Origin of the sequence: Stecheria intestinalis, from assembly GCF_009696165.1 — a bacterium.
Classification (GTDB): Bacteria; Bacillota_I; Bacilli_A; order Erysipelotrichales; family Erysipelotrichaceae; genus Bulleidia; species Bulleidia intestinalis.
This window is the reverse complement of the sequence record NZ_VUMN01000011.1, coordinates 22,884-46,933: the sequence shown is the minus strand read 5'-3', so window position 1 is coordinate 46,933 and position 24,050 is coordinate 22,884. Positions and strand designations below refer to the sequence as shown.

Here is a 24,050-nt window from a genome sequence, read left to right as displayed (position 1 = left end):
TCAACCCTCGTTCTCAAACAGGTAACCTTTTCGAATACTGGTACTATTAGTAGAATCATCGTAAATTAATGTGTATTCATCACCAATACTTGATTTCATCATTTCGTAATATTCACGATTTATTTCAGTGTCAGTTGAAAGAATAATGGTCTGATCGCTTGCATTAGGAAAATACTTTTTTATTAAAGATTTGCGATTATCTGAATCCATTCTTCCTAGCGGAGTATCAATAATTACTGGAAGTTTCTTTTTCGAACAGATTGCAAGGCCCCACAATATGCAAAGAACCATCATCTGCTTCTCACCCGCGGATAATGATGAATTAGAGACAATATTCTTATTCTTATCGTAATAAGAAAAATCCAATGTCTGAGGGTCTATTGCAATTTTATCAATTAAATTCTTCTTATTTGCAAGCTTCTTATAACATTTAGTAATTGTATCTGCCAAAACACTTAGCTTGTTCTCCTGCAATTTCACTTTGTACTGATCAAACACTTTGTTTAACAGATTTGTGTATTTAAGAATTCTCTCTGAATCAGCAGAAGTACTAATCGTATTTAATTCATTTTCAATGAAGGAATTATACTCCGATAAAGCTTTTATCTCGATGCCATGAAGATTCCTACGCTCTGCATCCATCGTAATTAAAGATGCTTCAAGCTCTGATTTTCTTACCCCAAGTGATTTCTTTAAAGCAGATATCTTCCCCAATTTTTTACCATCAAGATCAAGCGATAAGTAGTTTTCAGTTTCCGATAGTTTTTTCAACTTTGAATTTCGATCTCTAATNGCCTTTTTTGCTTCTAAAACAGATTGTTCAAGAAGAGATGAATTGAGCTGATGTACACCAAGCTTTGATGAAGGTGTTAACCCATATATTGTTTTTACCTGATCTTTTGCAGCCTGGCTCTGTATGTACCTTACGAATTTTTCTACCGATTCATCAGTACCATATTTTTCTGCATATTGGCTTACTTGTTGTGCTGCTATTTTATTAATTTCGGATGTTGCTTCTCTTCTTGACTGAAGATCAATTGCATCAATCAATTCAGGCACCAAAGCCATCGGTAAAACTCCAGAAGCAATATTTAACAGATTCTGATCATACTGTTTAACTTCGGCTTGAAGTTTTTCTTTTCTTGCTCGATTATCTGCCTCCTTTTCATAGGCTTCTCCTCCAAGAGAACGATATTTTAATTCTGCTTCTTCAAGTTTCTGAGCAGTGTCCTGGAGTTCTTTTTTTGCTAACTCTATTTTTTTATCTTGTTCAGTCAGCGCTGATTTTGCCGTATTTACAGCGTTTAGTAACCTGTCAGCCTCAGCCTGATTCAACTTTGCCCCTAGAGTTTTACTGACATTTCTTTCAACTCGGCCTAAATCTTTCTGAACTGTATCTATCACATTTATTCCGAGCAGAGACTTAATTGAATCCTTGATCTGCTCATTAGTTTCATCAACCGCCAAATTTGCAATTTGCTCACCATCAAAGAAAAAGAAACTCGACAGTGCACTCGGAAGAATATTCTCAATATACATATCCCAGTTATCCGTCAGGAAACTATCTTTTTCTCCATTCTTATATACTGAGATGATTTCAGAAGTTCTCTGCTTACTGCCATCCCATTCACGATGAACAATGTATTTATCTGTTGAAAAGTAATCCATCAGGAATTCAATTTCAACATACGTAAAATAGGTCCTGTCAGACGAATTCACAAATGACTGCAGATATCGACCATATGTATGATATTTACTTTCTTTATACGCAATTGAGTTTTCTCCGAATAGCGAAAGGAGGATTGCGTTCAAGAAGGTTGTCTTGCCTCTACCATTTAATCCGCCGATTAAGACAACAGGTTTTTTCCCGGAAAACAAGAACTCATTCTGCCCGGCATAAACTCCGAAATTATGTAATGTTAATCTCCGGATAATCATATGTCTACGTCCTCTCCAGGATCCTCTTTTACGTAATCAATAAGAAACTTGGCGTCTTTTTTATCTACAGCATCAAATCGATCTGCACGAACAACCTTCTCCCGATAATATGAAAGAGCATCATCCTCATCCTTGTAAAAGTTCTTTTTTATTTCTTTGATCATTGCTTCAACGACCCCTTTGCGTTGATTTATTCCATTTGTTTTTAATTCTGTGTCAAGGATCGAATATGCCATCTCAAATAGTTGTGTTTCCTCTGGAAACTCCTCACATACTTTTTTAAGAATCTGCCATTCATCAAAAGTATATGTCTCATTTCCAGACCAATATGGATCATCAAAATCATGACCCGTTTCTTCTTTATAAATTACAGGAACCATATCGTCAAATTCATGAAAATCATTATGCCAGATTCTTCTGATTTCTCTTAATTCTTCAATTGTAATCAGCTTTATTCCTTTGAATTCTTCCGGGCACAATTCATTTACTTTCTTCTCTGTCTGCAACAATTTGCGCAAGAAAATTTCTCGATATTCTTTGTTGTAGGGGCCGTGAAACAATCTCTTATAGCTTCCCTGTAGACTTCCGTTCTTTCGTTTAAATTCTCTTCTATTCCGATCAGTATCATCATCGGTTCCAAAATAATCACGGAATTCGAGCATTGGTGTCATCCATGCCTTTTCCTGATCATTTGTGATCATTGCAGCCATTGACTTGTCCTGGGCAACCATTGTGCAAACCCAACAGCCAAAGCGGCTATTCCCGCATGTCGGAAGATTCTTCTCATACATCAACGGACATTCATTGTCCGCAGTTGCCCCTCTATATAATGTCAGCAGATCATTATTGGAATATCCCCATGGATTCTTATATTGCATCAGGAAAACCCACACATCATCATCTGACCATTCAGAGAGAGGTGAAAAAACCAATTCATTTGCCAATGTCGGATTTGGGCTCAGCAATTCTCTCACCCTCTTTTTTTCATAGTATTCCATTGTATGCCGACGTCTGCTTGACTCAGCTTTTCTTGTTCCAACAACAAGTACAACTTCACCATGCTCTGCAATTTTCTCTTTAATAAAATTATTGACTGGCTCTATCTTCAGACGATCTGTACACCAGCGATATTTTTTCCGTGGAAAAGGATATCCTCTTCCTATTAGGTTCACCCAGAAAGTATTTTTAAAATCGGGATATAGAATATGAGTAATAAATGGAAGATTATCAAGGGCAGCCTGCTTATCCATCATTTTCAGAGAGTTATGTGCCCATTTTGCTACGACAGGAGATTCAACTAATGTATCAGTATTAATAATATGAACTTGTTTTTTCCGCTGCTCAGAAGGGAGTTCTTTGAGTGCCATCCAAACCAATTCGAGTGTAGCCGTTGAATCTTTTCCGCCAGAATAACCAATAACCCATGGAATATCATCTGCTAAATACAATTTGCGAATTGTATCCATTAAACCTAGTACTGAATCTTTTGTAAGTGTAGAGCTCATCTTCTCACCTATTATTCTTTCCGCATTTCTTTAAGTTCTCTTTCAAGCTTTGATTCTTTTGAAGAAAGAGGAATACCAATTGATTTTTTTATTTGATTCGAGATTAATGAAACTGCTTTCTTGTTTGTAATAATTCTCCCGTTCTGACCAACCGCACGCATAAGCCAAATCCGAGCAGATCGTTTCCAATTAATTGTCTCAAGACCAATCAAATAATTCTCCATTTCATCAGCTTTAACATTTTTCAAGCTGTTCGCTAATAGGCCAAGCGCTTGGATTACCACTCCTTGAGTCACTATATATTTTTCTCTGATTTCAACCTTTGAGACTTCCTTCTTCATGATTTCCTGCCATTGAGGCATATGCTCAACGACAAGTGACCAGAATCTCTTCAAGAACAACTCATCTGCAGGTGCTGCATCCTTCTTGCCTAAAGCGTAGTTGTTTGCAGAGTAAAATGTATTTAACGTAAAGATATTGGAAGAATACTTGCCAAGGTTATCTTTTTCTTTATCAGTATAAGAATTTAGAAATTCTATGCTCTGAATCACTTTGCGCGTTACCACAGCAAGAGAATCCCGCGAATCATATAACTCAGAAATTGAATTTGATGTTTTCACTGCATTTTTATTCAAATCCGTGAAGATCTGCTGACTCCGTGCTAAGCCTTTATCTTCGAAAAATACAATAGGAATAGTTTCTTCGCCGAGGCTTTGATCCTCTTTTAGTGCTTCAATGATTGCGGCTTTACGATGCTGTCCATCATTGATCAGAAATCGTGCATCCATTGAAACATTTAACATTCCAGTATCGCTACTATTGTTATCTGATTCAAACGAAAAATCTCCGTCAATTGATGAAGCTAATGCTGAAAATACATAGGAATCTCTATTATTTAAGATATATTTTGCAATAACTGGAACGCGTCCCTCATTAAGCTTACGCTGCGCTCTAAACTCAGGTGGAACATACTCTTCATCCTCTGGGAACAGTTTTGATATCATTTTTAGAGGAACCATTGCAATGTAGTATTCTCTATTTGCCTGTTTTCCACGAACAACAGGAAAATGGTAACTGTAGTTCATTTTTACATCTCCCAAAAAAATACTTAAGTAGTTATGGTTTGACTACTTAAGTATATAATTTTTTCCTTCAAATTTTAACCGTCACTTAAATGTAATGCCGAACATATCTTCTCTATGTTCCGAGCGGATCCATGTAATAACCTCATCATCAAGATCAGAAACAGTGGCTTCCCCTTTGCTCACCCTAATGAGAAATTGCCGAACACCATCGGTAATTTTCAGCATGTTCAGAAGACTTCCTGCATAGGCAATACTATCTGCGCACTTTTGAAGCTTAGTTTTTCCTTGATTATCAGTTAGAGGTAAATCCGACCAGTTTTGCCCTCCATCTATATTTTTTCGATGCTCAGAATATTCTTCCAAAGACAGCAAGCTTTTCCCGACGTCAAGTTGCCTGGAAGGATTTACTGTTTTGTTCCTATAAAAACTTGTCCATTCCTTACGCAGTCTCTTTTCAAGATCAGCAATTATTTTATTAGTATTCTGAACAGCATCTTCCTGCGCTTTCCCACCAGTAATGCATTGATCAAGGCATTGAATAGATTTATCAAAAATGTTGGCGGTGTCCTCACTCAGTTCAAAGCCTAATCTGTTTTTTGCTTCTTTTAGTATTAGATAGTCTTTATAAAGCATTTCAGTATTATCTCGAAATGAATTGTCTGTTCTTAGCTGGTCTTCTTCGTTTTGCTTGTTATTCTCTAGACGATTAAGCTCATTGATTTTTTCTGTTACATCTTTTATTTCGTCAGTTAGCATCATTTTTCTGCTCCGATCATCATAGATTTCATTTCATCAATTTTCTGCTTTTCAGATTGATATTTAGAAGATTCAGCTTCTCCCCCAGAAAGATTTAGTTTTTTCATTCGGTCTTCTACTTGTGTATTAACTTTCTTTATATCTGCAGAAATCATGTCAAGTAAGCTTGAAAACATCGAAACGTATTTAAGTGGATCACGTGACAGGAGCAATATTTTATCAATAACATTTTCTTTCTGAGAAATTAATTGGATTGTTTCGATTGATGATGCAATCTGCTTTAAATAACGACTCACCTCAGAAACCTGCTTTGATTTATCACTGATATTTATATTGCTGCGCTGAACAGCAAGATAGAAGTCAACAATCTCTTTGAAAAATTTTTCCAAAGAGTCAAAGCCCAATTCATCTTCACTAATATATTCTTTTATTGAAGTAAAGTTTTTATTTATTTCCTCAATTTCTGTTTCTGCAATTCTTCCGATTTTTTGCTGGATTTCAAGTAGTTTATTTGCAATTCTAGAGCGCGAAATCACAGGATCTTCTGCAGATAAATCATCTTCATCAAATGTCATTCCCTGAGAGATTACATCTTTTGAAGTTTTAATGAATCCGACAGCATCCAGTTCAATAAGTTTTGAATTCGATGCTGCACCCTGCTGAATATTGAAATACTGTAATACTGTATTTCTGACAGAAGTTCTATAATCCTCAGTTTCAAAGTATGAATATAAATTATTCCAAGCCTGAGTATGTCCATTATTTTGATCAGCAATTATTGGCTGGTCCAAGAGATCTTGATAGCTGAAGTTTTTTATACTGCTTCGCTTTGTATATGCTCCACTCATTATCGCCTGATAATAGTTAATTGAAAACGCATACTTATAATAATTTGCTCCCGGCCCACCAAGCGTTTTTATCTTCTGAATCAGTTCCTCGCGAATTGATCCTGACCAACGAATCACACGGTAAAGAGCTGAGTCTCCTCCTTCAAAATCCCATGAATAATTCCCGTAGCTTTCCCACTTGATAAAATCTTCAACAACCAAAGTACTTTCAATAGTTGCAGGAAGAACGTAGACGGAATACTTTGGAATTCGTGTCTGCCTTTCAAAACTAATTAGTCGGAAAGTATTATTTTTACTTTCTATTCTGTTTATTAGTTCTTGAGAAATTCCTTCGGAAGCCCAATCAATATATGAGAAAAGAAAATTCGTCATATTGTCTCGCGCATGTGACAACATGATTACCTGATTTGTTGATGCTCCCACATTAATCTTATAATTTTTGTTTTGAACCCATGTATTCAATAGTCCAACAGTAGAGGCAAACTGATCCTGGACTTCCGTGCTTATTTTTTCTTTCTGTACACGATATTCAGTTCTCAGCTCGTGAATTTCAGTATCTTGTTTTACCACTTTAACTTCTTTGCCAGCTTTAACATGCAAATTCAGGCTGGCATAAACATCCTCTGCAACTCCTCCAATATAGGTAATGTTATCCTCACTCCGGTAGGTATCATTCGAAGCATTTCCCCAAATGATCATTAAGCGTGCTAACCGTTGTTTTTCACTTTCAGAAATATCATTTCTCTGGTAAATAGTTGCCTGGAATCCTATTTCTTTCGGGTCCTTAATCGTAACATCGGTTTTAGGAAACTCTTTAAAAGCAAGTAATGCCTCTTTCACATAAGGGTCAAGGATATCAGTAATAATGTATCTTGGAGTTTTTCGGTTTTCGGATAATTTATTATTATAAAGCCAGCAAATTGCATGTGTGGTGAATGGAAATAGACTGATCTGTTTATTGTTAAACTTATAATAATCCCAATGTCCTACTTCTGTTGCCTGGTGAATAGGATAATCATCCATATCTGCGCCATTCATTGCCCAGGCTTCAACTACCTTTCTTTCCAAGGACATCGTATTGAGATAACGAGCAAAAAACTCAATTAATCTATCTTCATTTTGATCAAATTGATTTGCAGGTACAGTGATGAATTTCGTGACACGAGCTTTATGATTATCTCTGAAATAATTAGAATAATAATATTCAGTAACTCCAACTATCGAATTGATTCTGCACATATGTTCTGTTTCATACATGCCAGTATGTTCTGTGACGAGCTCATCAAGTAAAGCAGTATTGACTCCAGTAAACGATGTAACATCCTCAATAAATAATGTCAGATTTTTACCTTGTCTATAGAGTTCTTTCCTAATTTCAGAAAATATCTGTTTGAAATCACCTGGTTCTAGCCCAGACGTGCGCTGAATGACTGTATCTGTAAATTGATTTAAATAGGCAGATATTATTCCAGGTAATTCCTCTTTCTGAGCGATTTTCTTTGCAAATACAATCACTCTGTTTTCAGAGTCTGACTCCTGCATTTTCTCAATCAAATCTATATCAATGAGAAAATCATCAGCAAGAAATTGGGCATTCACATCGCTCTCTTTTATTTTTTTCGTGCTCTCAATTTTGGAATAAATCCTGTCAATTGGCCCTCCATCCTCCATCATTTTTTCTTCGAAAATTGAATTATTCAGCAATGCAATTAAATTCTTTTTATCTACTCTCGATAATACTGATTCTCCTCTGGACTCTGCACTCTGATCCAGATCACCTTTTACTTCGACAAGATAATAAGAATAGATTGTACGCTTCAAAGTTTGTTCTGAAACTGTTGCTACAGCTTTGGTGAGTCGATCATAAACATCTTTATTCGGAAGTGATTTTACCTCCTCCATTTTCAATAACTGTGCAATTGTTCCCTTTAAAGTATTGTCATCGCGGCGGACCAGCAAAACGACCTCATTTTCAGGTTTATTACTTTCGAGCTTTGCATCGAACCATCTGATTAAATGTGATTTCCCAGTGCCGCTTTCACCTTTTACAATCACAAAGCGATGACTCTCAGTTGGATAAATCTCATGCCGGTAAACATCTTCTTCGTTGAAGAAGCGATTTCTTTCAGTCGGTGTCAGATCATAGTGAAGAGAAACATTCAATCTCGTTACAGGCACATGTGTAGCGAGAAAATCTCCAGCTGAGCTATTGATCGTATCAACCTTTAGGACTTCTGATATTCTTTCTTTTGCAATGTTAATGTTCATTTCAGTCCCCCTATGATAATTGAAGAGATCGGCTCAGAATAACTACTATCATCTCTCAGATTATATAATTGCCAGGTAATTGCCTGATCCTGTTTATGCTGCAATGTTATAATCCCTGTATCATTAAGGAAACGCAGCCCGTTTGAAATACAGTAATTGAATTTTCTATTATCTGTATCATTTTTCCCTGCAAGTCTAATGACGGGAGTGATACGCTGAATAAAATCATCTATCAAAATAACATCACCACGTCTGAAATTAGCAAATCTCATGGCCGTTGTAATTAGCCCGGCTGCATTAGGTAAGTATTCCATAGCTTTGCTCGCCTCAAAAATACTTCCTAATCCCAGAACATCTACCCAAAGCCGCCATCCACGCATGTTATTCTCATCCACAGGGTGACTTACCTTGCTGTTGATAGTGCTGATCAGATCGTTCCCAGATAAAGATTTGAAATGAAGGATCTCAGTATTCATCTCACAAATGCAATTAGTCACTTCAAAGTACTGACTGTCCGTCATACTTGATACTGTTTTCCTACAGTAATCTTTAAATTCCTTATTATCTTTTATCTCTGCAATTACACAGACTTTATTTTCCTGAATGTCCACTAATTGCAATTCTTTAGCAGCTTCTAATATTCTGGAAAAATAGCTTGTCCCTGATGATAAAGCTGGCGGTTCCATCAGTTCCTTCAATTCATTCTGAGAGACATTATATTTTTTTGCAGCTTTATATAAAGCGTACACTCTGGCCGGGACTGGTTCGGTATAAATTTTTTCACCAAACATTTTATTCACCTCCGAACATGTCTAATTTGTATTTCGTTGCTTCTGTACTTTCAATCATCATTTTGTATTCTACTGACTCTGTAATAGTACTCGTTATCAAATCAATCACTTTACCTGCATGAAGATTTAAATATCTATCTACTGATCTTCGAATCTTCAAAAAATTTTCAGAACTGTAAAAAACTCCAATGGCTCCAAATAAGAAATAGGTGCATTCCATTTTTGATAACTTTGAAAATTCATCTATTCCGAAAATAATAATTTTCTTATCAGTATTTATTGGGAATTGCTCAAGAATTGAATTGTTATCGGCAACAAATATCTTTACATTTGAGCTAGATAGTTTTTTTATCAATGCCTCAGTTTCATTAGATTCAAATTGAATAATTATCTCATTATTATTTCCAAGGATATCATTATGTTCAGAAACGAATTGTGGACATTTTACTGATTTAATTAAAGGAAATCTGTCTGGTTCATCATTTCTTGGCTCAGAATGCTCCATACAACCAGCACAATAAGCTGAGACTTGCTTATATGTCGAATAAAACATTTCTGACCAGCATCCTTGTCCTCTTAGAATTTCATCAGTAAGAAGAGAAAGATCCCCTTCAGTTTGTTTTTCTTCATCTTCTCTTGCGGCTTCGAGATAGTCTTGTTTTACCCGATCATCAAATAGTCTCTCATCCAGAATCTTTATCTGGAACCAATATTGATCTGTATTGCTCTGATAATCAATATCTTCAATCGTTATAAAATCATGCCTTCTTAAAAACAGAAGGACATAAATGTTCCAGTTCCGATCTGCTTGATTGCCTACAACTGTCGTTTTATTACTGTAATGTGGTTTTACAGAGGTATCTATTGTAATTAAATCATTTGATCTGTGGGATGTTTTGCTATTCAACATCGTCCACCAGCGGCCAAACAGTTTAACAATAGTTAATGCTTTTATTCCTTTTCCTTCTGTATCTTCAATATCACGAATAGGATTCAAGCACAGCATGCTCAGACAAGGCAATCCATCACGTCCGCCACGCCCAAGTTCCTGATAATACATATCAGGGCTTTCCGGAACATATGCATGCAGAACTGTACGAACATCTGGCTTATCCACCCCAACTCCGAAGGCAGATGTTCCAATCAATAAATCAAACTGATTCTCGCTCCATTCCTTAATGATCTTTTCTCTATCTGATGATTCTGTTTCTCCAGTAAATAAGCGAAAATTATAGTAGCCCTTTTCTTCGAGCTTCTCTTTTAGCACTTTCGCTGCATCAGGAGAAGAGACATAAACAATCATTGGTCTTGGTAAACAATCAATCAATTGAACTAACTTCTTCTGCTTGTCATAGTATCCCTTGGCCTTGACCAAAGCAAAGGTTGGCTCGTGCCTTAAACTATCGCATCTAATTTCAACCCATCGAGTACCATCAGAAAACATTTTTCTTAACAGTCTGACATTATTTTCCGTAAAAGTTGCTGACAGTAAATATGTTCTGATCCCCGGATTAAAACGCATTAATTTATTACGCCAAGGTTCAAGACATTGATATTCCACTCTGAAATATGAGCCCCAAGCAATTACTGTATGTGCTTCATCAATGATGATATTCTTCAAATATTTGGAGCTATTTGCTTCATTTATGAGATTCTTGAAGGTATCGTTCTTAAGAAGAGCTTCCGGGGAGATAAAGAGTAACCTCGCCGTTTTCTGTTGAAGGGTCTGAAATATTCTCTCCTTATTTTTAACTCCTGAATAATAGCAAAATACTTCTTCATCTGTATTATGCTTTATTGCTTTTTTCGTAGCTTTAACCTGATCAATAGCAAGTGATACAGTTGGAACAACCACAATAGTTAACCCTTCATTCTGGTAGGCAACTGTTTGTGTAATTAAGCTCTTGCCTCCACCGGTTGGCAAACAGATTAAAGACGTATAGCCAAAAGGAAGTTTCAGCGCCCCCATTACCGCTAATTTCTGTGCAAGTGTTTTGAAAGTTTTATAGTTGGTCAGATTATTGATATAAGGATTCGTCACAAGATTATATCGTGCACTCTCGTTGGAAGAACGATATACAAAGTTTCTAACATAAGCACGGCTGACAAATTCTGGTCTTGCAACATAATCAGGAACATTCACTGTAGCGTAGATCTCTTTTGTGGATGCATTCTGATAAATTCCAAATCTGTCACTAATTACTGAATCATCGTAAATTTTCAAGTTAAAATCAAAAACTAACAGAAGGTTTCTTAAAGAACACAGATAGTCAGCCTCAGAATACGTTGCATTAATATAACCTTTATAAGTATTAAGAAATCTTTCAACAGTATGAGCATAGAAGTTTTCTAACGGCTGATTCGCATCATGAGAAAGTAATTCTTCATTAAAATCTTTTCCAAAGTTTAATAGCTCTTCAATTGCGCCTTTGATTTTTTCTTTATTCATCTTTTACCATCCAGACGAAACATGCAGATTCAAGAGTGATTTTCGGCTCTTTAATACTTTTCAGGACAATATCATATTCATCTTCAGAATCATTCATCAATTCTTCAGAAAAATATTTTGAGCTATTCTTCTTAGCCTCCCTAATCCTTTTAATTTCAGACTCAGCTTCTGAAATACGCGATAATTTATAAAACTTGTGGTTTGCTTGTTTATGTGCAACCTTCTTTGCTGTTGCAACTAATGTTGCCCAGTCATTTTCTGGATATTTCCATTTAAACCATTCAATATTTGTGACTCCATATTTTGATGGAATGTCAAGATAACCAGATTCTTTCCTTCCTCTTCTTCCTAAGTGCTCTATAGAGGAATTACCGTCGAAATAACCTTTATTAACATATAGGTTAAATAGTTGGATTACTTTGTTGTCTGTTGCAATTTCATCTACATTTCCAACAGTGATAGGAATTTGAAGATCTTCAGTAGGGAGAAAATGCCGGAACTCATTTAATTTCATTAATGGAACATTATTTTCAAGTAACAAGTACTCATCAGGAGTTATTGAATAAGTAAAAATAAAACCCTTCCAATTAAACTGGCTTCTTAATGCAACAGCACAGGATTGGCCTTTAGCAGACTCGACAGCATTATTGATAATACAATCGAATATCTCATCACCTGGTGCGTAAAAATGGACAAAATCATTTTCAATTGCCGTCTGGCGATCGAAGGTCCCAATTATCTGCCGATCACTCCTTAGAACATATTTATTCTGATCAATCTTTAAGCCATTCTGAACTTTAAAAGCATATTCGGTATCTTTTCTACTAAGATATGCACTCCAGTCTGGAGGAATAAGCATAGAGTTTCTCGCAGAGCGTGTAGAGAATGAATGTTCGTCAAATCTAATTAATTTACTATTTTTGGATACATGCTCCCCATGAAAACCAGCTAATGAAGCCCAATTCAGCATGGTGCGAGTGAACAATTCATTTTCGTTGTCGTTATAATATCTCACCAACTTATCTAATTCAGTGTTCAGCGGTTTATAAATATAAGCAGCAGTATCAAAGATTTGCTCACTTCTGACCTGTTCCCTCATTTTTTTGGCTTTTTCAATTAATTCAGGAATTGCATTATAAATGCCATACTGATAGTCATCGGCGATAGAGCGAACAATCGTTTCATTAATTTCTTCGGAAATAATTTCAAGTCCACTTAAAGAATGCTCAAAAATATTTAAACCCTCATTCCAGAACTTAAATAACTGTTGTTCAAAACTATCTTCAGCATAAGGAACAACGGAATATACAGGTCTATTAGGATCTCGTCCAATGCGATCAAGGCGTCCGATTCTCTGTTCTATTTCATTTGCATCCCATGGAAGATCAATATGAATAATATAATCTGCTGATTGGAGGTTTCTTCCTTCGCCGCCTGATTTATCACTAATAAGAATATGGCAATCTTCGCCGTTCTGAAATCGATACACGTTCTGATCTAACTGATCACGATCCATACCTGCAGCAAAACAAACTACTTCATTAGGATCAAATACTGTCTTTAGAACTCTGTAATAGACTCCCATCGTTGATTTAAAATCAGTAAAAATCAGGAATTTCGATCCTAATTTCTGGCATTCGATAAAATCTATTAGGTTAATAATCCTTGATTGGATTTCCTCATCAATAGAGTCATTAAGATTTTCAATCAGACTGTTTTCATATTCTAACCATATTTCTGCAGCACTTAAAACTTTTTCATCTATTTGAACACCATAGGTTTTCTGTTTTTTCAGTTCATCAATATACGCCCATGGCGAACTGAAAAAAGAACATAATAGAGGACGCAACGTATTCTTGATAAAAGCTATTTCACTTTTTGAACTAAGAGACTGGATCCACTCATTTAATGCAGAGTAAGCAAAGCTTTCTTCATAATTATCAGTATTCTGAATTGAATATGGTCTTTCAATCAATTTGCGTGCAGCATACTCATCTTCACTGAATTGTCTTCTATTTCTGATAATGTGGCTTTCAAACTGATAGTTTTCACAAATATATGAGATCGCCAGCTTCGCAGCCTCAACTCCAAAATCATCATTTTCAAACCTTACACCTTGCAGCATGCTTTGATATTCTTCATCATTTGTCATGTCTGCGAGGTTCTGAAGTTCTTCAATCATCTCATCATAAATATCTCTGCAGTCCTCATCATCATGCAAATCCTGCGTACTTGAATCTAAATCTTTTATTGTTTCATCCATTTCTCCAATAGACGTATATGCAAGATTAGCGGACTGAGTTATTAATTTCTGCTTTTCTAGTAAATTTTCAAATTGCTCTAATGATAATCCATCATATTTTTCAGGCAATAATAGTCTCAGCAAAGAGAGATATTCTATTCCTCTCTGATGAACAGGAGTAGCAGAAAGAAGTAATACATTTTCTGAATTTCTGCTGATTTGATGTAACAAAGAATATCCTCGATCATTTCGCAGATATTTATGAACTTCATCCACAATAACAAATGTGTATTGATGAGCTGCGTCAGTATCATTTAGCTCTTCAATTGATTTCACATGAATAATGTTGCCATTGAGGTTTTCACCCTCACTCAAGTAAAACTTCAATAGCAATTCGGTCTTCCATTGCGCCACAAGTGTTTCCGGAACTGTTATTAGAACATCTTGATTGATTTTATCTTTTAAATATAGTTTCAGAATTGAAATTGCCTCAATAGTTTTTCCTAGCCCAACTTCATCTGCTAGCATATATCTGATTTCTGAACTTTGAAAGCAGCGCATTATTGCATGGAGCTGATAAGCTTTAAGAAAAATTTTATTCCCAGAAAGTTCTTTGAATCCATATAGCGAATGATCAAGAATGTTTTCTGTTCTCTTTACAATTGTCCTGCCAAATAACCAGCAAGGGTTTTGAAATTCATATCTCTGAAGCTGCTTTGCTGGATCAACCCTCGCACTCGTAAAAGGAGCTTCTATTTCCTTCTCACAAACTTTCAGATTTTTAGCAGTATCTTCATCAGTAAGATAGTAATAGTAATAATTATCTTCAGCATTTAATTTATAAGCATCTACTATACATTTTTCATCTTTATAAAGGACAGAAGTATTTTTATAAAACTGACATCTCATCACATCCTTAATGCGGTATGTCTTTTCTGGCGATGAAAGTAAATCATAATAGCTGCGATATTGAAATGGATCATTAAAATGAACTAAGACGATATCATTTAGCTCATCGTTTTTCCGAACAATTCCAATCACATAGTCCCTTGGATTCTCTTCATCCTCAGAATCATAAGGACACCTAACATACATTCCAGGTTTTATCATTTTCAACGCTCCTCATGGGTAGTTCTTGGTTTTGAGCGGAAAATTTCGAGACAGATATTTTTGACGCCACACAGCTTGCAGAAAAGATTTAATTTCTGAGTATATCTTTCTAAGCAAAGAATGTTTTCTGAAAGCATTGCATTAATTTCCTGATCTGATGTTTCAGCAAATATCTGTTTGCTATAATCTGAGGATTCCTTTACCTTCGCAGCAAGGAAATACTCCCTTTTCAGCATATATTCTTTATCTTTTTCTTTAACTGCTATAACCGATCCAGTGTATTTATTTACTTCATAATTCTGGATATATGCAATTACATCACGCACAATATCCATTTTGTCAATTGGCTCAACAAATGGAAATAATTGGTTCAACCGATTAAGAGTATCCTCTATTTCCTGCCTTGCAGAATCTTCAAAGTAATGCTCATTCTGATGATTCATCCTATAGCTATTTTCCAGAATCACCCTCAAATATTGTTTGAGCAAATAATCGTCGGAATATACTGTATTATCTTCAATCCCTGTTTCTAATAAAAAACGATATGGGCACATCCTAAATTTATAAAGATCTATTGAATGAAATCTTCTGCCTTGATATTCAGGTGTGATATAAGCAACAGGTTCAAGATGCATAAGAGCTACTCTGGAAGTATTTTTAACGACAGGTATATTCATTATCTTGAAAAGATGATAAAGTTCATTATCCTCTTTATTATCATGTTTCACATAGCTGAGAATGACTTTATTTCTGCTGAATTGAAGCCCATACAGAAGTGCATATCTTTTGAAATTTCTATATTCATGACGTGAATGAACATACACTTGATACTTCCAATCTACCGGTGCTTGAGCATACTCAAAAAAATTATCATCTAAAGGCCATGGATAATCTCTATTGCGTGAATTCGTCATATCTTCATCTGAGATACAACCAAAATGGTTAGTGCGTGTTGTCCACTGATCTCCATTTCTAAGAATATCGCCATCTATCTGCTCATAATTTCTTGCAATCCAGTTAGCTCCCGTATTCTTCTTTTCAACTTGCGTCAGATAAATCTGCATAGTATCTCTCAGACAATCAAATGATGCATTAGTGTCTTCAAGTTTTGATTCATTCAATCGCTCCAGAACTCTAGAAATAATGTCTTTAAATTCTTCATTGCAATCGTCAGACTCCATTGCTCTATTGATGAGCAGGTCCCGAACTTTATCATAGAATTTCTTAAAATTCTGATTATCAGAATTGAAATCTTCGAAAAATTTATAAGCAATTTGATTTAATGAATCTAGGCCTTCTGATAATTTATCGATCTGCTTCTCATCAACACGAAAGTATCCAATTCTATTTAGATACTCTTTTTCTGCATATCTTTTTTTCTCTTTTTTTATTTTTTTCAGCCACCGGATCATTCCATCAATATCTGTTTCGTTTTCAAAGATTAATCTGCAATCATTAAAAGCAGACAGCAACTGTCCTTTAGCTGGTTCACTAATAATGCCTGACGACAAGCATTCAGCAATATCATCGAGATCATTAACATGAAGTTCGCCAGTTTCAGGATCCCACATGTTCATGATCGAAATGAAGAAATGACCAATCGGATAATCCAAAAACTGTCTTTCTCCAAATTGATCAGGGAAGTAAATTTTTAAAATATCATTAACTTCATCATTGGCCGAATAAATCTGCTCGTCCATGTAATAAAGAGGAGAGCGTTTGTACTGATCTTTCTCTCTTGTTTTCAAAGCCTTCTCAAACCGTTCAGCGATATAGCCTGCAAATTCTGTCATACTATCAAATTCGACTATCTCATAGTTGGTGACATTATTAACGATCATCCTGCCTTCGCCATTTACCAGCTTTCCAAATTCATCAGCAAGGTCTGATGCAGGCTCATATTTCGGGGAAACTCTGAAAACATGATCCGACTGAAGGACGGAAGTTTCAAAACATTGATAAACATTCAGCCAAGTCTGATAGATATTGGAATAGTCTGGCTGATAGTTAAAAAGCATTATTACCGTACGTGATTCGGAAAGAACCTCAATCGTTCTCAGCATAAGCGGAGTGAATTGATGTATCCCGTGAACTACGATAATATCTTTGTCAATTTCTGCTGCTTTTTTCTCTTTATCTTTGTCATCTCCTAATGCATCACGGATTGTCTCGGAAATCGCTTCATCTACTTCCTCTTTTGTAAAGCTTTCCTTCAAACAGAAAGCGGAATGTTTACTCTCTCTGATCTCCCTGAAGATCTCTTTCAGATATCTTTGATCTTCAGTCATTTTTGAATCATCCATCTCATCAGGATCCATTCCAAGCTCAAACATAATTCGAATACTCTTAAAAATCTCCTGCCTGTTAAGTCGGAGGGAAGCCCTTACTTTTTCACCATCAATTCCATCAGGAATTATCCCATTTAAATCTGATGAAGAAATCAGATTATCGATTTCAGCATGTTGTTTTACTATCGTTCCTTCATCCTGCCATTCATCAAATAAATAATTGATAAATTTGGCAATAGTAGTCAATTTACCAAGGTAAAAATCCTTATAAAGCCCGCTCATGCCGTTTGCCAGCGTCTGGCTTACGCAAAGCTGAAATCCACCTTTGATGAATTCCCAATAATTGCTCTCCTTATCGAGACAATAAGGATTTGAATATGTATAAATTCTTATTGGCATACACGTTCATCATCCTTTCCTAAAAGGGTGCTCCATGACAGCACTGGTTTCCGATCCAGGTCATCAAACCAGATAAGGTTCCGAATTGCACGAGTCATTGCAACGTATAGAATTCTGGATTCCTCCCGTTTTTGTTCCTGCAACTCGTTATCAGATTTAAAATACGAATTTGAACCAGAAACATTTTTCTCAGCTTTTATTGAGTATGCGAGGTGATTTCTTTCGAGATACGCATTGATCCCGGCATTTTTTTCTTTAGCAATATCAGCATTTGTAAAGGGAAGAATTACTGTTCCGTATTCAAGTCCTTTTGACTTATGAATCGTAGTGCAGATTACTCTGACACTTTCCCGAGAAGTTCCCGACTCTCTTGATTTTTCAGATTGGTAAGTTGTTATCTCTATTTCAAGGTATTTGTTGATCATATTGATCGTCAGAAAATCTCTCCTGAAATGAGATTGGATATCTTCGATTAAGCATTCATAATTTTCGCGATAATTGATTTGTCTTGCATTATTCAGATAATCAAATTGTGCCCATGGCTGAGTTGAAAAATAAACTTCTCTAAGAACCGCAAGTGCGGGATATGTCTGAAAACGTTCGATCAACTGCTTCCATGTTATGTGCATTCTGGAAATAAAGAACTGATCAAGCATTTCTGTCAGCATTTCACACTTATCGCTGATATTCATATTAACTATTGGGAATACCTGCTTTCCTGCATTGACATAATTTGACATCAGCAGATTTGTCAGATATACAGGAGATTCCGAATGTGTTAATGCCATCGTCAATTTATACAGATCCAAACTAGGCTGCTGCTGGTATAAATCTCCCCCATTCGAAACGTCGATGAATATTTTTCTCTTTTTTCCTTCCGCAACAATTGATTCTACTTGTCTATTTTCTCGGACCAGCAACGCAATGGTATTATCTTCATCACTTAGTTTTTTCGCTATTGCGTATTTGGAAATGTAATCCTTCTGTACACTTATCGTCTTGAAAATTTCATCATAAAAACCATTCAGGTCTTTTTGATGAACTTCGATTCTTTCGATCAGCTTATCCTCAGGGTATTGTTTATTGATTGAACTGGAAAGTTTGTCCTCTCCACGGTAAGGAAGAAGACCCATAGAATTCATTTTCGTAAAGATCTTGTCATACTCTTCAAGCAACCTTGAATCAGTACGATAATTTCGATTCAGATGAAAACTAATCCAGTCTCCTTCCCCAGCCCTGATTACCGAAAATGCACTTAAGGTTGCCCCGCGAAAACGATATATGCTTTGTTTCAAATCTCCAACCACGAAGAGATGACATTGCGGGCCAAACGATTTCTGCAAAGCGCGAATAATACGGATCTGGACATCATCTGTATCCTGGAATTCATCGACAAATAGGTATTTATATGAAAAGTTATGATCCAAGACAGGAGTAATTTTCAGTAACGATTCTAGTTTTATCATGCAATCACGTAAGTCTAATCGATTGGATATTCTTAAATTTTCAGAATACTGAATCTCTGATGGAATAATAACCTGCATGATAAGCTCGTTAAAATAGGGAATTTCAATTGGTGACTCACCGAGCATTTCTTCCTTAATTTCAGAAATGTCAACATTTCTGTTTTTCAGCTTGTCAGAAAACTCCATCAGAACATCCCTGAGTTTATAAACGGGCATACCTATCTGATAAATGAAATCCGGATTTTCTATGTTTTTCTGATCCAAATAATTGTTCAAATAATCTGAATATATTTTGCGGCGATTATAAATTTCTGAAGTAATATCAAAATCAAATCCAATTCCCTGGTGAAGACATGCATTTCTAAGAATGCCAATTGAAAACTTATGGATGGTTGAAATCTGCAATTTGCTGATATCTTCGATTCGTCTGAGATATTTACTATCACTTGTCAGAATGAAATAATTCATGAAGAGCTTTTTTATTCGATTCTTCATGTTATCCGCAGCATCATTTGTAAATGTCATCATTGCAATGTCATCAACAATGCTATGAATTTTCGAATCACTGCAATTGCAAAGATAAGCAATCCTTGAAACCATTGAATAAGTCTTACCGGTGCCTGCGCCAGCCATTACCAAGATATTCTTTTCCTTTTCGCTGTGCTCAATCAAATACTGGTCCACATTGAAGTTGCTTCTCTCGCTTAATGAATGGAGAACTGCCAGTTGTGCAGAATCTATTTTCCCTTCAGTGATTACAATATCATGATCTGCAATTTGATCGATTTCGGGGATAAAAAATGCAGATAGATTAAATAACTCAAAAGAGTTATTTACTATCTCTGATGGTTTCTCAGTATTTTTTCCGAGGAATACACTTCCATGTCCATAGCTGAGATTATATTTCTGAAATCGATCATCGAGATTTTCCTTGAATTCCTTTAATTGTTCAAATTCACCTACGAATAATTGGACTTTTACTCCTGAAAAATACTCATCGATAATCTGGTTTTCTACTTCAACTGTCAAATGGCTGTGAAACACATACAACTTTGAGTAAGGTTTCAGTAACTCTTCATTTTCTTCCTTAAGATTATAATTAGGCTCAAAGTAATGGCGTAATTTCGCTACACCTTTGGAATCCAGTGGAGGTAACGTTGAGTGTTTGCTCTTGAATTTATTAACAAATTTCTCAGTCAGCTTAACAGAGTCATTTAAATCTTCTTTAAAAATAGTACTTACAGATTCAGAAACATAGTTCAGCTTTTTTGCACGGTATTCTTCTTCAGTAATAAACGGATAGCAAACAAATTCGGTAACATAAGTATTCAGCTGTAGATCATCTCTTAACACTTCCACAAGATTATTTCGATACATCACAGCTTGCTTTAAAGGGGATTTCTGTTTCGGATAATTTTCAATTACAATCTGGTCATTTGAAACCACATCGAAAATTTTTGCGGCTGTCCATCCTTTAACTTCAACAATAAAAACGCATAAATTTTCTGCTACTACGCAAAAGTCGAATTCCTGGCCTTTTACAGTCCTATGATTATAGATCAAATAATTTTTTGGGAGGTTAGATCCAAGTTTCTCCCATACTTCACTCTCCCCTTGCCAGTCCGTTGGCTTGACGTCAATATTCTTAGCCATACAAAGTAGCCCCTCTCTTATGGCATTTCTGCTGTCCAGACAGAAACAAATATTGCTAAAAAGCAATAAGAAATGACTAATCTCTTCTCCATTATACGTCTAAATAAATGATTCTTCTTTTTTTCAATCGTTGGACCCGGCGATATGTACCTTATAGCCAAGACTGCGGATCGTGATGATCTGAAACTTGGGCCAGGTGCCAAACTTGGTACGGCAGAGGAGTACCGGAAATCAGGTATACGGATGACATTGTTCTACTGGCCAAGAGCAGAAGGGCCGCAGAGAAAATACTGGAAGGCAGTATCACGATGCTGGAAGGGAAGCTGAAGCTGAAGGTAAACAGGGAGAAGAGTAAAATCGTCAATCTGGCGTCCAACGGCGGAAAGTTCAAATATCTGGGGTTCGGAATGGGTAAAAGAGCGGATGGACATTATCACATCTATGCGCACATGAAATCTAGGAAGAAATGCAAAGAGAAGCTCAGAATCATGACGAACAGGAAACGTCCGGGAAAGTTTTCCGATATTTGTCGGGAAATCAAGCGAAGCATCACCGGATGGATCAATTACTACGGTGTGGCGGAGCTGGGAAGCTGGCGGAAAGAAATGGGCCAGTGGCTTCGCACAAGGATGAGAATGATTATATGGGAGCGTTGGAAGAAGCCGAGAACGAAATACAGGAAGCTCATAGGACTTGGCATTCCGAAGCAGTACGCAGTCATGGCGGCGAACACCCGAAAAGGTACATGCAGGGCAGTGCATTCAACGACTGTCAAGCGTGCGCTGTCAAATAGAAAACTCGAAGAATGGGGATGCCCATCTGCATCCAGAGACTTCGAGTCTGTTCATCCTGAATATTCTGCGGTTCGACTGCAATTTGTGTTCTAAGTACTGAAACCGCCGTATGCCGAACGCACGTACGGTGGTGTGAGAGGACAGCGGTTAATCACCGCTTCCTACTCGATTCGATAATCCGGACGGCAGACCTTCCGGAACTGAAGAAATCAGCTCCGGAAATGCCTCAGACAGTAAAAAACCTCATCTTGGGGAAGACAAGGTTTAAAAACGATTAGAATCGTACGGAACTATTCCTACGAGGTCTCGCTGATGGAAGCCTTTGTCAGAGAAAACGGCATCTCTGTCAGAACTAATAAACGATATTTCAGAAAGCATTCGGTGAATGATCAATTTTCGAACACTTCATTCACCGCTGTTCAGAAATCAGATCTGTCAGAAGCAGCTTAGGATCCTTGCCGGTGTCGATATTCTGTGTGATGGCGGCTGCACAGCCGGTAAGAAACTGAAACAGAAACTGAGCATCAGCTGAGAAAGAAAGAAATGGGGTGTTCCGCCGTTGAAGTCTATTCGACAGTTTTTATAACATGTGTGCACAGCTGAAGAGATATCTTTAGCGCTTCATCGGAATAGAAATGAGATATCTGCAGGATTATCTGAACTAGTTCGTCTATCTGTATTGGGTTAAACAAGCGGCAGAGAAATGGCCACTGGTCAGAAGGATTTTGAGGGATTTGATTCTAACTGAAGCGGCGCACAAGAGAAAAACGGCACATTAAATGGCATCACCTTCGGAAAACTATCTCGATAATGCATGCATATTGTGCATTATTTCAACTCCTGAATCTCCTGCATGATCTTTTTAATGCGTTCCAGCTTCTGTAGATCTTCTTGCTCCAGGTTTTCTTCGGAGTTCACCATGGCCGAGGCTTTCTCAAAGTCTGCTTCAAGCCGGAGCAGCTTTTTCGTATATGTTTCCGCTAACATGTCTGCAGTCTTTTTCTGACGTTTCTTTCTTCTGGAATCTGAGCCGGACTGATATTTTCCTTCCACCACATAATCTTCAAACGACTCTGTCCCGGCAGCTTCCACCGCATCTCTCTGCTCGTCCTCATTCAGCCAGGAGACCAGCTGCGCATCCCGGACTGCAATCGTCCCCATGACTGTCGCCGCTCGAAGCTCTGGCCCGCACCGATCCAGAAACGCGAGATAATTCCGGATTGTCTTCTCTGAGATGTCCAGCTCCGGCTCCGATTCCAGCAGGATCAGGTGGATGAGCTTTGAGACTTCTCTGCGCGTCGGGCGGATCTTCTCTACCGGCTTTTTCCTTGAGAGCCGGCGGTACTCGTTCTGCCACTTCTCTTCCCGTAAGTCGATCGTTTCCGGATCCAGCCGCACGATCCGCTCGAAGTTCGTCAGCTGGCGGGCGTAGTCGTTGCTGTCGCGATAGATCCTGGTCTCTTCTTCTTCGCTCAGATCTCCGCGGACAATTGCTGAGATCGTGCTGTAGATTTTCGCCCGGATGGAGTCACCGGACTGTTCGAAGCGCGTCTGGAGCTCCTTCATCGCCCGAAAGCGCCGCTCTCCGTCGACAATCCGGAAGAGCTCTCCCTCCGGCTGCAGGATGATCGGATGGATCAGTCCCGTGCGTTCGATGGATCCGGCAAGCGCATCAATGCCGCCGATCGAGTAGCCGTTCTCTTTCCGAGTGCGGATCACGTCGAGCGGGATCGAATAAACCTGATCTTTCTTCTCGAATGTTTCCATGCATCGCTCCTCTCCTAGACGCTGAGCTCCCGGAAGAATCTCCGGTAGGCAATCGGGCAGTGTTCTGTGATCCGCTTCAGATAGACGCGATAGCGTCGCTCATCAAACACTCCGGTCTCAAGATATTTCTTCCGCACGTCATCCAGGATCGCGTAGGTCTCATCATAAAAATTCCTGGTGACCGGATCCTCCCGGCTGCGCAGATCGTAGTCCCGCTCACCGGATGCATCCGAAAAATCATGATCGTATTTTGTGTCGATGAACTCCTTCACTGCCGCATTGCTGATATCCGCCAGAATGAAGTATCTAGGTCGTTCAAACATTCCGGTTTCAAAGGAGTGAAGTGAAAAGAGCGTCAGAAAAACCGCAAGGCATAATTTGCCCTGCTCATCCCTGCGCAGCACCGGTCTCGACATTCCCTTGAAGAGTTCCTGGCGGCCGAACAGCTGCTCCTCGATCACCTGCTGTATATAGACGCTCTCTAACATAAATATTCCGCATCAGAATCATAACATACTTCATTGATGCACGGTATTATGTATTTTTGTTCTACGTGAAACAAAATCGGCTATTTCGCAGCGTTCTGAAATTTCCGTTTTCCTGTTTCCGAAAATAGAGGAACCAGTTTTCTGCCCACGGCGTGGGCACAATAAAAGCAGGACTCAGATCTTCTGTCCTGCTTCTCGTGAGA

The 24,050-nt window shown here is 37.5% G+C and carries 13 protein-coding genes; 1 reads left to right on the top strand and 12 read right to left on the bottom strand.

The window, feature by feature from the left end; translation table 11 throughout:
• The 10 genes from dndD to FYJ51_RS05945 all read right to left on the bottom strand — a co-directional run bounded on the left by dndD (position 1) and on the right by FYJ51_RS05945 (position 20,798).
• Complete coding sequence (dndD, locus tag FYJ51_RS05990) at positions 1–1,938, bottom strand: DNA sulfur modification protein DndD (RefSeq protein ID WP_154504221.1); 1,938 nt, start codon at positions 1,936–1,938, stop codon at positions 1–3.
• On the bottom strand, positions 1,935–3,443 hold the full coding sequence (gene dndC / locus FYJ51_RS05985) for a DNA phosphorothioation system sulfurtransferase DndC (protein WP_154504219.1): 1,509 nt from the start codon (positions 3,441–3,443) through the stop codon (positions 1,935–1,937). The genes dndD and dndC overlap by 4 nt, the downstream gene beginning before the upstream one ends.
• 11 nt (positions 3,444–3,454) lie before the next feature.
• Positions 3,455–4,528, bottom strand: a complete 1,074-nt coding sequence (dndB, locus tag FYJ51_RS05980) for a DNA sulfur modification protein DndB (protein WP_154504217.1) — start codon at positions 4,526–4,528, stop codon at positions 3,455–3,457.
• Positions 4,529–4,609: 81 nt separating this feature from the next.
• On the bottom strand, positions 4,610–5,287 hold the full coding sequence (locus FYJ51_RS05975) for a hypothetical protein (protein WP_154504215.1): 678 nt from the start codon (positions 5,285–5,287) through the stop codon (positions 4,610–4,612).
• Positions 5,284–8,400 (bottom strand): ATP-binding protein, encoded by a 3,117-nt coding sequence (locus tag FYJ51_RS05970; RefSeq protein ID WP_154504213.1) that lies wholly within the window; start codon positions 8,398–8,400, stop codon positions 5,284–5,286. Before FYJ51_RS05970 ends, FYJ51_RS05975 begins: the two co-directional genes overlap by 4 nt.
• Positions 8,397–9,191, bottom strand: coding sequence for a hypothetical protein (locus tag FYJ51_RS05965; protein ID WP_154504211.1), 795 nt, complete (start codon positions 9,189–9,191; stop codon positions 8,397–8,399). Before FYJ51_RS05965 ends, FYJ51_RS05970 begins: the two co-directional genes overlap by 4 nt.
• 1 nt (position 9,192) lies before the next feature.
• On the bottom strand, positions 9,193–11,640 hold the full coding sequence (locus tag FYJ51_RS05960; RefSeq protein WP_154504209.1) for a DEAD/DEAH box helicase: 2,448 nt from the start codon (positions 11,638–11,640) through the stop codon (positions 9,193–9,195).
• Positions 11,633–14,992 (bottom strand): SNF2-related protein, encoded by a 3,360-nt coding sequence (locus FYJ51_RS05955; RefSeq protein WP_154504207.1) that lies wholly within the window; start codon positions 14,990–14,992, stop codon positions 11,633–11,635. Before FYJ51_RS05955 ends, FYJ51_RS05960 begins: the two co-directional genes overlap by 8 nt.
• A gap of 2 nt (positions 14,993–14,994) precedes the next feature.
• On the bottom strand, positions 14,995–17,679 hold the full coding sequence (locus FYJ51_RS05950) for a hypothetical protein (RefSeq protein ID WP_154504205.1): 2,685 nt from the start codon (positions 17,677–17,679) through the stop codon (positions 14,995–14,997).
• Positions 17,670–20,798 carry a UvrD-helicase domain-containing protein gene (locus FYJ51_RS05945; protein ID WP_154504203.1) on the bottom strand — a complete coding sequence of 1,043 codons (3,129 nt, stop codon included), beginning with the start codon at positions 20,796–20,798 and terminating at the stop codon, positions 17,670–17,672. The genes FYJ51_RS05950 and FYJ51_RS05945 overlap by 10 nt, the downstream gene beginning before the upstream one ends.
• 308 nt (positions 20,799–21,106) lie before the next feature.
• Here FYJ51_RS05945 and FYJ51_RS05940 point away from each other — a divergent pair, with 308 nt between their 5' ends.
• Positions 21,107–21,685: a group II intron maturase-specific domain-containing protein gene (locus FYJ51_RS05940; RefSeq protein WP_154504201.1), complete on the top strand. Its 579-nt coding sequence runs from the start codon at positions 21,107–21,109 to the stop codon at positions 21,683–21,685.
• A 735-nt stretch (positions 21,686–22,420) separates the two neighbouring features.
• Here FYJ51_RS05940 and FYJ51_RS05935 read toward each other — a convergent pair.
• Positions 22,421–23,359 carry a ParB/RepB/Spo0J family partition protein gene (locus tag FYJ51_RS05935; RefSeq protein ID WP_154504199.1) on the bottom strand — a complete coding sequence of 313 codons (939 nt, stop codon included), beginning with the start codon at positions 23,357–23,359 and terminating at the stop codon, positions 22,421–22,423.
• A gap of 14 nt (positions 23,360–23,373) precedes the next feature.
• Entirely contained in the window at positions 23,374–23,847 is a 474-nt protein-coding gene (locus tag FYJ51_RS05930) for a hypothetical protein (RefSeq protein ID WP_154504197.1), read from the bottom strand.
• Positions 23,848–24,050 lie beyond the last annotated feature (203 nt).

Bases quoted from the DNA above. Each gene is read 5' to 3' on its own strand.
- dndC (WP_154504219.1), bottom strand. From the start codon at position 3,443: ATGAGCTCTACACTTACAAAAGATTCAGTACTAGGTTTAATGGATACA.
- dndB (WP_154504217.1), bottom strand. From the start codon at position 4,528: ATGAACTACAGTTACCATTTTCCTGTTGTTCGTGGAAAACAGGCAAAT.
- FYJ51_RS05975 (WP_154504215.1), bottom strand. From the start codon at position 5,287: ATGATGCTAACTGACGAAATAAAAGATGTAACAGAAAAAATCAATGAG.
- FYJ51_RS05970 (WP_154504213.1), bottom strand. From the start codon at position 8,400: ATGAACATTAACATTGCAAAAGAAAGAATATCAGAAGTCCTAAAGGTT.
- FYJ51_RS05965 (WP_154504211.1), bottom strand. From the start codon at position 9,191: ATGTTTGGTGAAAAAATTTATACCGAACCAGTCCCGGCCAGAGTGTAC.
- FYJ51_RS05960 (WP_154504209.1), bottom strand. From the start codon at position 11,640: ATGAATAAAGAAAAAATCAAAGGCGCAATTGAAGAGCTATTAAACTTT.
- FYJ51_RS05955 (WP_154504207.1), bottom strand. From the start codon at position 14,992: ATGATAAAACCTGGAATGTATGTTAGGTGTCCTTATGATTCTGAGGAT.
- FYJ51_RS05950 (WP_154504205.1), bottom strand. From the start codon at position 17,679: ATGCCAATAAGAATTTATACATATTCAAATCCTTATTGTCTCGATAAG.
- FYJ51_RS05945 (WP_154504203.1), bottom strand. From the start codon at position 20,798: ATGGCTAAGAATATTGACGTCAAGCCAACGGACTGGCAAGGGGAGAGT.
- FYJ51_RS05940 (WP_154504201.1), top strand. From the start codon at position 21,107: ATGCTGGAAGGGAAGCTGAAGCTGAAGGTAAACAGGGAGAAGAGTAAA.
- FYJ51_RS05935 (WP_154504199.1), bottom strand. From the start codon at position 23,359: ATGGAAACATTCGAGAAGAAAGATCAGGTTTATTCGATCCCGCTCGAC.
- FYJ51_RS05930 (WP_154504197.1), bottom strand. From the start codon at position 23,847: ATGTTAGAGAGCGTCTATATACAGCAGGTGATCGAGGAGCAGCTGTTC.